We start from the raw sequence: 14000 nt of genomic DNA, 5'->3' as shown, positions 1-14000 counted from the left end.
CAGAGCCAGAATACATGGCTTCCGGGAACTTGCCACCTTTGCGACGCCGTCACGTCTATTGTGTTGCCAGGATGCTCAGCATTTTGTCAGCCGCCACGCTGGGGCTTAGGCTGCCCTGTCCAACTGCGGATCCCAGCCGATCCATTTCGGCCCGGGCGTTTGGCGTGTCCAGTCGGGAAAGCAGGGCGTGCCGCACCTCTTGATCGAACCAAAACCGGGCCTGAGCCGCGCGGTTTGACTCCCAGTGGCCAGCCTCGCGCCGCCAACCAGACAAGGCCTGCATCTCGTCCCAAGCCTGTTCCAGCCCGTGTTCCTCGACCGCTGATACGGTCATCGCCTTGGGAAACCCTTCGGGGTCCTGCGGACGTTTGCGCAGCAGGCGCAGGGCACCGGCATAGTCCGCGCAGGTTCTGGTGGCTGTTGCCTTCAGATCACCATCAGCCTTGTTCACAAGGATCATGTCGGCCATCTCCATGATGCCGCGTTTGACGCCCTGCAACTCGTCCCCGCCGGCCGGGGCCAGCAACAGCAGGAACAGATCGGACATCTCAGAGACCACCGTCTCGGACTGCCCGACACCGACAGTTTCGATCAGCACCACGTCAAACCCAGCGGCTTCACACAAAGCGATCGCCTCGCGGGTGCGGCGGGCGACACCGCCCAGATGAGACTGACTGGGCGACGGACGGATAAAGGCGTTTCTCTCGCGGCTCAGTCGCTCCATCCGGGTCTTGTCGCCCAGAATAGACCCGCCAGATCTGGCCGAGCTGGGATCGACGGCCAACACCGCCACGCGCAGCCCTTGCGCGATCAGCATCATGCCGAAGCTTTCGATGAATGTGGACTTGCCGACCCCGGGCGTGCCCGACAACCCGATGCGCAGCGATTGCCGCCCGGACTTGGCCAGTTGCGCCAGCAATTCCGACGCCTGCGCACGGTGATCGGCACGGCCACTTTCCACCAAAGTGATTGCCCGGGCCAGCGCACGCCGGTCTCCGTTCAAAATCTTGTCACCTAGGCTGTCTATTTCCATTCCGACCCCGATCTCTTGCGGCATGACTACTTGCCGCCCCGCGGGGTAGTTTGTCCAGACCGGAGCATCAAGGAAACGTACCCAATGCCTGCATTTCGCATCTGTGTGTTGCTGCTGATCCTCTGCCTGCCCACAACGGGCATCGCCGAACAAAGCCGGTTTGCCCTGCGCGCACTGGGTGTGAAGGTGGGCGAGATGGCGCTGACCTCAGACCTCAGCGCCTCAAGCTATGCGGTTCGGGGACGGTTGTCGACAACCGGGCTGGCCGGAGCGGTCAGGCGCGTGAGTTTCGTGCTTGAATCCCAAGGCAGGCGAGATGGGAACCGATTCTTCCCCCGACTATACGTCGAGGATATGGACACTGGACGCCGCGAATCCCGTGTTCGACTGCAGTACAGAAACGGCATCGCGCGGGCCAGCGGCCCCAAGATCAGCGATCGCGGCGAGTATGCGGTGACTGATGCACAACAGCGCGGTGCGGTGGACCCATTGACGGGTATCTTCATGGTGTTGCGGGATCAGGATGCAGCCTCGCTGTGCACGCTACGGCAAAAGCTGTTTGATGGTGAGCGGCTGACCGAAATCGCCCTGACCCGAAGAATTGAAGAAAACGGCCGAACCCGCTGTCTGGGCGCATTCACCCGGCTGGCAGGCTACCCGCCCGGCGACCTGCGTACCGGCAGCCGTTTTCCGGTGTCGGTCACGTATGTGCCTTTCGGCGATGTGATGCGGGCAACGCGCGTCGAAGCGCAGACGATTTATGGCGCGGCAGTTGTTGTTCGGAAATAGCGGAACTGGACCTCGCCCCGCAGTTGGCGGATAAAGCGCGAATGACTCCACGCCTGCCCATTGATGACGCTATCCCTGACTTGCTTGCGGCCCTTGAAGCCAATGGCAGAGCCGTTCTGCAGGCTCCACCGGGCGCGGGCAAAACCACGCGGGTTCCTCTGGCGATGCTCGAGGCCAATCTGTGTGAGGGCAAGATCATCATGCTCGAACCGCGCAGGTTGGCCGCACGCGCCGCAGCAGAGCGGATGGCGGAAACACTTGGTCAGCGCGCGGGCGACACCGTTGGCTATCGGGTCCGCGGAGAGGCCAAGGTTTCCAACGCAACCCGCATCGAAGTGGTAACCGAGGGTATTCTGACACGAATGCTGCAGTCGGACCCCGATCTGCCCGGTGTCGGTGCGGTGATTTTCGACGAATTCCACGAACGGTCGCTGAACGCGGATCTCGGGCTTGCCCTGTGCCTTGAGGTCACTGGAGCACTGCGGGACGATCTGATCCTGCTGGCCATGTCCGCGACGCTGGATGCGGAACCCGTCGGTCAGTTGATGAACGCGCCGCTCGTCACATCCGAGGGGCGGAGTTATCCGGTTGAAACTCGATGGCTGGATCGGCCTTTAGGGGCGCAAGCACGGCGATTGGATGCGCTTGTTGATCTGGTCGTTCAGGCCCAGCGCGAAACAGAAGGCGGCATGCTGGTTTTCCTACCCGGTGAGGGCGAAATCCGCCGGGCCGAGGCTGCCTTGTCCAGCCGATTGCCCGGCAACTGCGTGGTAAGGCCGCTCTTTGGGGCGATGCCATTCACAGCCCAGCGCGCCGCAATTGCCCCGGCCGAAACGGGGCGCAAGGTGGTGCTGGCAACCTCGATCGCAGAAACCTCACTGACCATTCCGGATATCCGTGTTGTTGTTGATATGGGGCAGGCTCGTCGGGCGCGGTTCGATCCGGGCTCGGGCATGTCGCGGCTGGTCACCGAGCGGGTAACACGCGCCGAGGCAACCCAGCGCGCGGGCCGTGCCGGGCGCGTGGCCGAGGGTGTGTGCTATCGCCTTTGGTCCAAGGGTGAAGAAGGCGCGTTGTCCGCCTACCCACCAGCCGAGATCGAAGCAGCCGACCTGACCGGCCTTGCCCTGGAACTGGCGCTTTGGGGAGCTGAACCAGACGATCTGGCGTTTCTGACGCAGCCCCCCGAAGGCACAATGGCTGAAGCCCGGGCGCTGTTGACCATGCTGGGCGCACTGGATGCCAAAGGGCGGATCACCGATCACGGTCAGGCGCTGTCCGCCCTGCCCCTGCATCCGCGGTTGGGTCATATGTTGGTGACGGCGGGTGCGGATGCCGCCCCGCTGGCCGCGTTGATGGCCGAGCGGGATCCACTGAAAGGTGCACCGGCGGATCTGCTGTTGCGACTTGAGGCCATGCGCGACCCGCGCGCATTTCAGCGCAACCGGGTCTGGCAGGTCAACACGGGGACCGTTGAACGGATCAAGGCCGAGACCAAACGACTGAAAACGCGGAGCGACAGGTCAGAGCTTGGCCCTGCAGCGATGGCCGCGCTGGCCTATCCTGACCGCATCGGGCAGCGCCGCAAGGGCGACGTGCCGCGTTACGTCTTGTCGGGCGGCAAGGGGGTGGTGCTGGCAAGCGACGACACTCTGGCTGCAGCCCCGTATCTGGTGGTCACCGACACAGATGGAAACCCGCGAGAGGCCAAGGTGCGCATGGCGGCACAAATCTCAGAGCGTGAAATTCGAGAGCTTTTCGCGGATCAGATCGAATGGGTCGACACCTGCGCCTGGTCAAAACGCGAACGCAGGGTCATCGCCCGGCGTCAGGAACGCTTTGGCGCGATCACATTGGAAGACCGCATCTGGAAGGACGCACCGGATGAAGCCGTCGCACTCGCCATGCTGGACGGCGTTCGCGATCTGGGCTTGCGTTTGGATGGGGCCGCCGCGCGTCTGGCCGCACGGGTCGAACTGGTGCGGGCCGAAGGGGTCGACCTGCCGGATTTCTCGCTGGATGGGCTTTTGGACTCGCTGGACGATTGGCTGCTGCCCATGCTGTCGGGCCAACGCAATGCCGACGATTGGAAGCGGTTCGATCTTTTGCCTGCCCTGCGCGCCCGACTGGATTGGACGCAGACACAGGAACTCGACCGTCGCGCACCGGGCTCGTTTCAGACGCCGTTGGGCCGCAAGGTGCCGATAGACTATGGCGGTACGGTGCCTGAGATCTCGGTCCGCCTGCAGGAACTGTTCGGCGTCACACAACATCCGGTCATCGGAGGAGAGGCGCTGAAGATCACGCTGTTGTCACCTGCGCAACGCCCAATCCAGATTACCCGCGATCTGCCCGGGTTCTGGGCAGGGTCATATGCGGATGTGCGCAAGGACATGCGGGCGCAATACCCCAAACACCCCTGGCCCGAAGACCCGACCCAAGCCGATCCAACACTGCGCGCCAAACGTCGGAACTGATGCGTTTCCAATGGGAAATTCGCGCCCCCTTGAAGAAACATTGATGCATCCGAAATAAACTGTTAAGACGCGTCACTTTACTTTTGGAAACGCGAAATACTGCTTAACCGATGACGACATGGCTGCGAAATATGTGGGAAGAGGTCGCCCGGCCTTTTATCCTGCGCCCACATCGGGTGCAGTTTGCAGCCCTGTGCATGCGTGACGGTCAGAATGGCGAAGAGGTTCTGCTGATCACCAGCCGTGATACCGGTCGCTGGGTTATTCCGAAAGGCTGGCCCATGGACGGCAAGGACGGGGCCGAGGCCGCTCTGCAAGAGGCTTGGGAAGAAGCCGGGGTTCGCCCGCAGCACCTGCATCGCGACTCCATCGGCCATTACAGCTATGACAAACGCTTGAATGACGGATCCGCCGTACCGGTCCGTGCGACGGTCTACCGTGTAGATGTTGCAGAGCTCGCGGATGACTTCCCCGAGGTCGACCAACGCAAACGCAAGTGGTTTCCCCCAAAAAAAGCTGCTGATCTGGTGGAAGAGCCGGAGCTGAGCGCGTTACTGCGGCAATTGTAACAGATTTCCAACAAAGTTCCGTGAGGCTGGTTGCAACACTTTCGGCCAGTCGTTAAGTGCGCCTGTCAAACCAAGGCACCGTCAAAACCTATGTCGAACGCAAACCAAAAAACCCGCTGGCAGGCGCTGGACAGCGATCTGCACCGTATTTCGCGCATTGAGCACGCGAATGTTCATGTCGCGCGCCCGATGCTGGCGCCCGGTATTGCGCTTGCGTTCATCGCGCTGGCAGGCCTGACCGCAGCCGTCTTGTTTGGCCAGGCAGAAGGCGGACTAATCGTGATCGCGGCCGCCGGTTTCGGGGCCTACATGGCCATCAACATCGGTGCAAACGATGTGGCCAACAACATGGGCCCCGCAGTTGGCGCAAATGCCCTGACTATGGGTGGCGCGATCGCCATTGCGGCCGTTGCCGAAAGCGCCGGGGCGTTATTGGCCGGAGGAGACGTGGTTTCGACGATCTCCAAGGGTATCATCGACCCGGCCTCGGTCCAGAACAGCAACGTCTTCATCTGGGCGATGATGGCAGCGCTGATCTCATCGGCAATGTGGGTCAATCTGGCCACCTGGGTGGGCGCGCCTGTTTCGACCACGCACTCGGTCGTGGGCGGCGTAATGGGGGCCGGGATCGCGGCAGCAGGCCTGAGCGCGGTCAGCTGGGGTACGATGAGCGCAATCGCGGCCAGCTGGGTGATCTCGCCCGTTCTGGGCGGGGTGATTGCGGCAGGGTTTCTGGCGCTGATCAAAGCGAAGATCCAGAACCAGGACGACAAGATCGCAGCTGCGCGTCGTTGGGTACCGATACTGGTCGCCGTTATGGCCGGAGCGTTCGCCACCTATCTGGCCGTCAAAGGCCTCAAGCGACTTGTAAAAGTCGATCTGGAGATGGCTTTGCTGATCGGTCTGGCCTCGGGCGCGTTGGTCTGGTCGATTACAGTTCCATGGGTACGCCGCAAATCCGAAGGGCTTGAGAACCGCACCAAATCGCTGAAAACACTGTTTGGCTTACCGCTGGTTATCTCGGCCGGGTTCCTGAGTTTTGCTCACGGCGCCAATGACGTGGCCAACGCGGTTGGGCCGCTGGCCGCGATCGTGCATGCGGCCGAGTTCGGAGATTTCGCCGCCAAAGTGACCATCCCAACCTGGGTGATGGTAATCGGGGCCTTTGGCATCTCGTTCGGCCTGTTCCTGTTTGGCCCCAAGCTGATCCGTATGGTCGGCAGTCAAATCACCAAGCTGAACCCGATGCGCGCCTTCTGCGTGGCACTGTCGGCGGCAATTACGGTTATTGTGGCCAGCTGGTTGGGGCTGCCGGTCAGCTCGACCCATATCGCAGTGGGCGCTGTGTTCGGCGTTGGGTTCTATCGAGAATGGCACCAGAACCGACGCCGGACGAACTCCAATCGCCAACGCCCGTCCGATCAACGCTTGGCTGTGGAAGAATATCGCCGCCGCAAACTGGTGCGCCGGTCGCATTTCATGACCATTGTTGCGGCCTGGGTCATCACGGTTCCAGCTGCGGCGACCATGTCGGCGGTTATCTTTTGGATGCTGACTGCGTTTACCTGATTAGGGTCGGATTTGGTCCGGCGTCAGGCTCTTGCCTGGCGTCCCCTCGATCAGCGTGCGCACCTTCTCGCAAATCGGCGTAGGGCAGCCTTGCTGGGCCCCTAGCCAAATGATTTCGCCTTGTAGGCTGTCGATTTCCGTCACGCGACCGGCCATCAAATCATAGGCCATCGACGTCCGGGCGCTGGGATCAATGGTCAGCATACGCGCAGCGATCCTGCTAAACAGTGGCGTCGGAAGGCGCAGGATATGTGGCGTTATCCAGGCGGGCAACGGAGTGGTCGAGGCCACCGGAAGACCCGCAGCACGCAGCACCGTCAGAGCCTCGACCATCTGATCTGCCATGAGGCCACGCCACTTGCGGTCCATCAGTTGCTCTTTCAACGTCATTCCCGACAAGGCATTCAACGCGTTGTTCAGGTTGATGACCAGCTTACCCCATTGCACCGCTTCGATCTGTTCGCTTTCGATCACCGGCAGCTCGGTGGAACTGAGAGCCTGCCCCAAACCGCCGGGGCCGGACTGGATCACGATCTCTCCTGACGTTGCACGATGAAAGCAAGCGGGTTCTGGGGGGACGACATTGAACGGCACCATCCCGGCGCGTACGTCATGGTCGGGCAAGGCCGCGCGCAAAACTCGGGTGTTCTCCATGCCGTTCTGCCAGGACAACACAGGGGCCGACGGAGGGGCAAATCGCGCGATTTCGCCAGCCATATCTGCCGTTGCAGCAGCCTTGACGGTAACGATCACAACCTCCGCCTCGGACAAGCACTCCGGGCTTTCGGATAACGTCAAGCTTTCGGCCTTCACATGCCGCCGCAAGCCCGAGAAATCGGTGATGGTCAAGCCGTTGTCACGGATCGGATCCAGAATGCGGGCCCGACCCAACAGGGTGACCGAATGGCCCGCATCTGCCAACAAAGCCCCACAATAACATCCGATGCTACCAGCACCTGCGATAACGATCTTCATTTCAATCCTCCCCTGATGGCGAGGATTGCCGGTATGGCGGCTCCGAACAAGGCCCCCTGACGTTTGGTCAGCGTGCTAGTCTCGGGCTTGTGCGCTCGAGTTCTTCCGAGATCGGAATGAACTCCTGATCGTCACCCGGTGGCAGGTGGAACGCCCCGTTGGCCCAATCAGCCGTTTTCCATTCGCGGGTGGCGTTTTCGATCTTTTCTTTCGATGAGGACACAAAGTTCCACCAGATGTACCGATCCTCGTTCAACGTGGCTCCGCCCAACAACATCAGGCGCGCGCCCGTCGGTCCTGCTTTGACCGACAGATGATCGCCCGGCCGGAACACCATCATGCGACCCTCATCAAACGTATCGCCAGCAATCTCGACCGAACCTTGGGTGACATAGACCCCACGATCTTCGTGGTTGTCCGGCAAAGGAAATGCTGCTCCGGGTTCAAGCTGGACATCCAGATAGAAAGTCTCGGACAGCATCGTCACCGGGCTGGTCTCACCATAGGCAGACCCCAGGATCAGCCGCGCGCTTACGCCCGTGTCCTGAATATGGGGCAGCGCCCCCTGCTTGTGGTGCTCAAAATCAGGGGCCATATCCTCATGCGCTTCGGGCAGCGCGATCCAGGTTTGGATACCGAAAAGGCTGTGCCGTTTGCCCCGCGTATCCTCGCTGGTGCGTTCCGAGTGGGTCACGCCCCGGCCGGCAACCATCCAGTTGACCTCGCCGGGATAGATCATTTGATGAGTGCCCAGACTGTCCCGGTGTTCGAATTCGCCTTGATACAGATAGGTGACAGTGCCGAGGCCGATATGTGGGTGCGGGCGGACATCAATGCCGCCGTCAGTAATGAACTCGGCTGGTCCCATCTGATCGAAAAAGATGAACGGCCCGACCAGTTGACGTTTCACCGAGGGCAACGCGCGCCGCACTTCGAACCCGCCCAGATCGCGAGCGCGTGGGATAATCAGCGTTTCCAGCGATGCGTTTTCGGACTTGCATTCGGGGTTGTGGGTCGGATTCCAACTCATGCCTTCTCTCCCATGACATGCGCGTTTCGTTCATACATGCAGGATATAATCCGTATTTTACGCTTTCAATTCGCACAGACGCACAGACTTGGTGCGGGCGGGACGCAGACGAAATCAGGCGCGCGGCCAAAGTCTGGGGAAGAAATCCCCGTCCAGCCGATCCCCTTCACTGTAACCGGCGGCCTCGAACTGCGCCCGTTCATCCTTGGCCCAATCGCCACGATACCGGATGACCCCATCCGGAGCTGTCATCCTAAGCGTAAAGCGGCGCACAGTTTCGGTCGGAGTGACCGAGGACAGCCCCCCATGCAGGGTTCGCATGTCAAAAAAGATGCAGTCACCCAGATCCATATCCCATTGCAGCAATTCGTACGCATCCGGATCGGCATTGACGTCCGGCGGCGGGTGATAGGTCTGCCCGGCGACTTCGGTAGGTTCATAGCTGGGATGCCCATCTGCAAACCGCACCCGCATGAACAGTTTGTCCCACAGGTGCGAGCCTTTGACGAAGGCGATGCCATAGTCCTTGCTGACCGGCTCGAGCGGCAGCCACAACACGCACATGGTGCCTTCGAAATCGAAATACGACAGGTCCTGATGGAATGGCGGGCGAGAGGTAGACCCAGCCTCGCGCAGGAACCAATTGTCCATGACCAGATTGATCGAAGGCGCGCCCAGCAATTGGGCCGCCAACGCGGCGCAGGGCGAGGAATGAACGAAATCCCGAAATTGCGGAATCTTGTTCCACGCCCAGAAATCCTCGAAATACGCCGGTGCGCTCGGGTCTTCGGTATGACGGGTAAAATTGTCGGTCGGCTGAGCCAGATCAGCATCGATACCTTCGCGCAACGACGCTAGCCAGTCTTCCGAAAATTTCGACCGCAAGACAACGGCGCCGTCACGTTGGAAGGCCCGGATGTCGTCGTCTGATACAGCGTCTTCGGCAGTCATGGCGCAGACCTTCCTGACAGGAAATGACTGGGTTCAGGATTGCATCGGGGCCGGGTCATCGTCAAAGGAATTCACAATTTTGCCGAGCGACCCCACATCCCCTCGGAATGCAATCCAATCGTGCTATCTTTAACGTGAACTGATGCGCGACCATGTCGCGGCATCTTCTAACGCGTGAAACTGAGAGGTTTGCATGACCGGTGTTACGTTCTCTCGTCGTTCTCTGATTGTGACCGGTGCGTCTGCGCTGGCAACCGGTGCAACAGGTCTGATGGTGCCTGCACGCGCCAAAGGTGTGGCCCCGACCCCGTCGATGCGCGGCGGGTCCAACAATTATCGCCCCGGCGCGCCAATCGTGGATCGGATCGGTGGCGGTGGGTTCTGGATGACAGGCACAGTTCGGCGGGCCGGTGACGGAGCCCCCCTGCCCGGTCAGCGCATCCAGATTTGGGCGCATACCACCGAAGGCCATGAGCGCGACCCCCAAAGCCACGGAGCAACTCTCACCGATGCGAACGGAGAGTTCCGGCTAGAAATGCCACAGATCGTGCCCGCATTTGGGCAACCTCACGGTCATCTGGCCTATGACAGTGGCGAGTTCGAAACGGTGTTTTTGCGTCCGATCATGGCCAGTTCCAAGGACAAAACCCTGGCCGCGCATTTCGTGCTGCAGCCCGCCTGACCCGAGTGCGGCGAAATCTGGCAATCTGGACCGGTGTGACCCTAGCGGTGGCCGTGCCGATCGTCGCGGCGGCGAACAGCCCGCTGCTCGCTTGGCGTGAACCGGTCTACATCGTAGCCGGTTTTGCGGGGGTGATCTCGATGTGTCTGCTATTGATGCAGCCCTTGCTTGCTGGGCGTTTGTTGCCGGGTTTGTCCCCGGTGACCAGTCGCCACTGGCACCGCTGGTGTGGTCTGGCTTTGGTCGCGGCGATCCTGATCCATGTCGGCGGTTTGTGGATCACCAGCCCGCCCGACGTGATCGACGCGCTTTTGTTTGTGTCCCCGACACCGTTTTCAACGTGGGGCGTTACTGCCATGTGGGCTGCTTTCGGCGTCGCGCTGCTGGGCCTAGCCCGTCAGAGATTGGGCCTACGGTTCCGGGTCTGGAGGTTGGGACATACAAGCCTTGCGGCGGTGACCATTGTCGGCAGCGTCGTGCACGCCCTGCTGATCGAAGGCACAATGGAGATCATGACCAAATGGGCGCTCTGCGCACTGGTCGTATTGGCGAGCGTTCGGGCGCTCGCCAAACTGCGCGTTTGGGATGTACGGCGGAGGGCTTAGACGCCAAGGCACCAACGCATTACAGCCTTTTGCGCATGCAGACGGTTTTCTGCCTCGTCAAAGATGACCGAGTTGGGGCCGTCCATAACCTCGGACGTGGCCTCTTCCTCACGGTGCGCAGGAAGGCAATGCATGAACAGCGCGTCCGGTTTGGCGTACGACATCAGCTCGGCATTCACCTGATAAGGGCGCAACAGATTGTGGCGACGCTCCTTCGCGGACTGGGAATCGTGCATCGAGACCCATGTGTCCGCGACTACCAGATCGGCCCCCTCGACCGCTTTGAACGGGTCGCGTTCCACCACGATCTTAGACCCTTTCTGGCGCGCAAAGCCCATAAACTCTTCTTCCGGATCGAACTGAGCCGGGCCGGCAAAGGTCAGGTCAAACCCGAATTGGCCTGCAGCGTGCAGGAACGAGGCGCAGACGTTGTTGCCATCACCAGTCCAGACCACCTTTTTGCCCGCGATGGGGCCGCGATGTTCCTCGAACGTCAACACATCCGCCATGATCTGGCAGGGATGGGTACGATCGGTCAGGCCGTTGATAACCGGAACGTCGGAATATTCCGACATCTCGGTCAGAATGGTCTCATCAAAGGTCCGGATCATGATCATATCGACATAGCGCGACAAGACGCGGGCGGTATCGGCAATGGTTTCGCCGTGGCCCAACTGCATGTCCTTGCCGGACAGCACCATTGTCTGGCCGCCCATCTGCCGCACACCCACATCAAAGGATACGCGGGTCCGGGTGGAAGGCTTCTCAAAAATCAGGGCAACCATCCGGTCTTTGAGCGGTTGTTCATCGTCCAGCGCCGCCTTGGGGCGACCAAGACGCGCCTGTTTCATTGCGCCCGCCTGATCAATCATAGCCCGCAGATCGGCCGCGTCGGTTTTGTGGATATCCAGGAAATGGTTCATTTCAGTTCACTTTTTATTCGAGTGTATCTTAGGCAGAGGCCATCGACTGTTCGACCTGCGCGGCCGCTTTCTCAAGCCGGATTACAGCTTGGGCGATGTCGTCCTCGGTCAGGGTCAGCGGTGGCAGCAGGCGGATCACGTTGTCGGCTGCAGGAACGGTGATGACCTCATTGTCATAACCGGCATTGACCATGTCCATGTTAGGGGCTTTGCACTTCAAGCCCAGCATCAGGCCGGTACCACGCACCTCGCAAAAAACATCGGGGTGGTCTGCGATCAGGCCTTCCAGCTTTTGACGCAGCATCCCTGCCTTGCGGTTTACGCCTTCAAGGAATGCGGGCGTAGCCACCTGATCGATCACCGCGCAGCCCACAGCACAGCCCAGCGGGTTACCGCCATAGGTCGAGCCATGTGTGCCTGCGGTCATGCCACTGGCAGCCTCTGCGGTGGCCAGAACAGCGCCCAGCGGAAAACCTCCGCCGATGCCTTTGGCGACCATCATGATGTCGGGCGTGATCCCTGCCCATTCATGAGCGAACAGCTTGCCGGTCCGGCCTACGCCGCACTGAACCTCGTCCAGGATCAGAAGAAGCCCGTTTTCATCGCAAATCTGGCGCAGCGCCTTAAGTTCTGCGTCGGGTACGGGACGGATGCCGCCCTCACCCTGAACAGGCTCGATCATGATCCCGGCGGTCTTTTCTGTGATCGCGTTGGTGACACCGTCGAGATCTCCGAACGTGACATGCACGAAACCCGGTAACAGGGGCCCAAAGCCCTTGGTCATCTTTTCAGAACCTGCAGCCGCAATACCGGCAGAGGACCGGCCGTGGAACGAGCCGTCAAAAGTGATGATCTCGACCCGGTCAGGCTGACCTTTGTCATAGAAATACTTGCGGGCCATCTTGACCGCCAACTCACAGGATTCTGTGCCTGAGTTCGTGAAGAACACCGTGTCGGCAAAGGTGTGCTCGACCAGTTTATCCGCCAGCGCCTGTTGCTGCGGAATGTGATACAGGTTCGAGACATGCCAAAGCGCATGCGCCTGCTCGGTCAGCGCATTGACAAGTGCGGGATGGGCATGGCCCAGCGCGTTCACCGCGATCCCGGCCCCAAGGTCCAGGAAACATCGGCCATCCGCCTCGGTCAGCCAGGCGCCTTCGCCCTTTACGAAAGTCAGGGGCGCACGGTTATAGGTCGGCAGAACGGACGGGATCATCGGATCATCCTTTTCAGATAGTTTGAGCCTTGTGAGTGATACACGTGGCCCATGTTCGTCAACTGATTTGGTGGGAAATGCGCCGATTTGGACAGCGCAAACAGATCAAAGAGGCCGGTTACGCGGCAAAGCGTCGGCGTCGGAGTCGCAGGATATGTGCGGTTTTGATCATGCGGGCCGTATAGCCAGATGCCGCGCCCCTGAAAACCCTGAAATTGGAAAGCCGCAAAAATACTTGGCGCGTTGGGCATTTGATCCTTGCCATTTTACCGGCGCTGGCGCACCGCTGGGGCATGTTTGTGGCCAAGACACATAACCCACCGCTTGCGGTCGTGTTGATTGCCGCAGCCAGTGCCCTGCTGGCCGGAACCACGCTGCTTGCCAAGGCGTTGGGGACAGACACACTAGGTCCGGCGTTGCATCCGATGCAGATCAGCCACGGGCGGTTCCTGTTTGCATTTATGCTGATCGTCACTGCGGTAGGCATCCTGCGTCCGCGTCTGCAACGCCCGCATTGGGGGCTGCATATCGGGCGAACCAGCTTTGGCTGGGCGGGAATCACACTGATGTTCGCCTCGGTCGCATTCATTCCGGTTTCGGATGCGACGGCGATTTCTTTCCTGAACCCGGTCTTCGCGATGGTTTTGGCGATTCCCTTGCTGAAAGAGGGCGTCGGTCCATGGCGCTGGCTCGCCGCTGCGGTCGCCTTGCTTGGCGCGCTCATCCTTCTCAGACCCACACCCGCCAGTTTTCAACCCGCTGCGTTGCTGGCTCTGTCCGCGGCGGCAATCATCGGAATGGAGCTGATATTTATCAAAAAGCTCTCGGGACGTGAGATTCCGATACAGATTCTGTTAATCAACAATGCGATGGGCCTGACGATCGCCTCAGTCGCCGTCAGCTTTGTTTTCCAAATGCCAACGCCGCTACAATGGGCAGCGCTGGTCGCGATTGGGGTTCTGATGGCCTGCGCGCAGGCGTGTTTTGTGAACGGCATGGCCCGGGCCGATGCCTCGTTCGTGGCACCGATCAGCTACGCGACGCTGATCTTCGCAGCGTTCTACGATTTCGCGATTTTCGGGGTTGTCCCGGACGGCATCAGCATGATCGGATCGGCCATTATTCTGACGGGCGGGCTGATCCTTGTCTGGCGCGAGGCGCGGGCGCGTCAGGCCTAACGA

Annotated in this window: 13 protein-coding genes; 7 read left to right on the top strand and 6 right to left on the bottom strand. The window is 60.5% G+C overall.

The window, feature by feature from the left end; genetic code table 11:
* Positions 1–55 precede the first annotated feature (55 nt).
* Complete coding sequence (meaB, locus tag ACR0MV_RS15745; RefSeq protein WP_480702775.1) at positions 56–1033, bottom strand: methylmalonyl Co-A mutase-associated GTPase MeaB; 978 nt, start codon at positions 1031–1033, stop codon at positions 56–58.
* Between the two features lie 84 nt (positions 1034–1117).
* Between meaB and ACR0MV_RS15740 the strand changes: the two genes are divergently transcribed.
* From ACR0MV_RS15740 to ACR0MV_RS15725, 4 genes are all read left to right on the top strand, one after another.
* The gene (locus ACR0MV_RS15740) at positions 1118–1822 is read left to right on the top strand and encodes a DUF3108 domain-containing protein (protein WP_480702750.1); all 705 of its coding nucleotides are present in this window, start codon (positions 1118–1120) and stop codon (positions 1820–1822) included.
* Between the two features lie 41 nt (positions 1823–1863).
* Positions 1864–4299, top strand: a complete 2436-nt coding sequence (gene hrpB, locus ACR0MV_RS15735; RefSeq protein WP_480702749.1) for an ATP-dependent helicase HrpB — start codon at positions 1864–1866, stop codon at positions 4297–4299.
* Between the two features lie 110 nt (positions 4300–4409).
* Positions 4410–4868, top strand: coding sequence for an NUDIX hydrolase (locus tag ACR0MV_RS15730; RefSeq protein WP_480702747.1), 459 nt, complete (start codon positions 4410–4412; stop codon positions 4866–4868).
* A 90-nt stretch (positions 4869–4958) separates the two neighbouring features.
* Positions 4959–6437, top strand: coding sequence for an inorganic phosphate transporter (locus ACR0MV_RS15725; protein ID WP_170426638.1), 1479 nt, complete (start codon positions 4959–4961; stop codon positions 6435–6437).
* On the opposite strand, the gene ACR0MV_RS15720 is transcribed toward ACR0MV_RS15725, so the two are convergent.
* From ACR0MV_RS15720 to ACR0MV_RS15710, 3 genes are all read right to left on the bottom strand, one after another.
* Positions 6438–7412, bottom strand: coding sequence for a 2-dehydropantoate 2-reductase (locus ACR0MV_RS15720; protein WP_480702746.1), 975 nt, complete (start codon positions 7410–7412; stop codon positions 6438–6440).
* 67 nt (positions 7413–7479) lie between these two features.
* The gene (locus ACR0MV_RS15715) at positions 7480–8442 is read right to left on the bottom strand and encodes a pirin family protein (RefSeq protein ID WP_170465435.1); all 963 of its coding nucleotides are present in this window, start codon (positions 8440–8442) and stop codon (positions 7480–7482) included.
* Between the two features lie 114 nt (positions 8443–8556).
* Complete coding sequence (locus ACR0MV_RS15710; protein WP_480702745.1) at positions 8557–9393, bottom strand: phytanoyl-CoA dioxygenase family protein; 837 nt, start codon at positions 9391–9393, stop codon at positions 8557–8559.
* A 193-nt stretch (positions 9394–9586) separates the two neighbouring features.
* On the opposite strand from ACR0MV_RS15710, the gene ACR0MV_RS15705 reads away from it, so the two are divergent.
* Complete coding sequence (locus ACR0MV_RS15705) at positions 9587–10075, top strand: peptidase associated/transthyretin-like domain-containing protein (RefSeq protein ID WP_170426642.1); 489 nt, start codon at positions 9587–9589, stop codon at positions 10073–10075.
* Positions 10076–10080: 5 nt separating this feature from the next.
* Positions 10081–10680 carry a ferric reductase-like transmembrane domain-containing protein gene (locus ACR0MV_RS15700; protein WP_480702743.1) on the top strand — a complete coding sequence of 200 codons (600 nt, stop codon included), beginning with the start codon at positions 10081–10083 and terminating at the stop codon, positions 10678–10680.
* On the opposite strand, the gene argF is transcribed toward ACR0MV_RS15700, so the two are convergent.
* Together argF and ACR0MV_RS15690 are read right to left on the bottom strand one after the other, a co-directional pair.
* The gene (gene argF / locus ACR0MV_RS15695) at positions 10677–11603 is read right to left on the bottom strand and encodes an ornithine carbamoyltransferase (protein WP_170426644.1); all 927 of its coding nucleotides are present in this window, start codon (positions 11601–11603) and stop codon (positions 10677–10679) included. The two genes, ACR0MV_RS15700 and argF, sit on opposite strands and share 4 nt — an antisense overlap.
* A gap of 28 nt (positions 11604–11631) precedes the next feature.
* Complete coding sequence (locus tag ACR0MV_RS15690; RefSeq protein WP_480702742.1) at positions 11632–12819, bottom strand: acetylornithine transaminase; 1188 nt, start codon at positions 12817–12819, stop codon at positions 11632–11634.
* A 293-nt stretch (positions 12820–13112) separates the two neighbouring features.
* On the opposite strand from ACR0MV_RS15690, the gene ACR0MV_RS15685 reads away from it, so the two are divergent.
* Positions 13113–13997 carry a DMT family transporter gene (locus ACR0MV_RS15685; RefSeq protein ID WP_480702774.1) on the top strand — a complete coding sequence of 295 codons (885 nt, stop codon included), beginning with the start codon at positions 13113–13115 and terminating at the stop codon, positions 13995–13997.
* Positions 13998–14000: the final 3 nt, after the last annotated feature.

The organism is Ruegeria sp. BC3 (assembly GCF_056539265.1).
The sequence above is the reverse complement of the archived record's forward strand: the minus strand, read 5'-3'. Positions and strand labels throughout refer to the sequence as shown.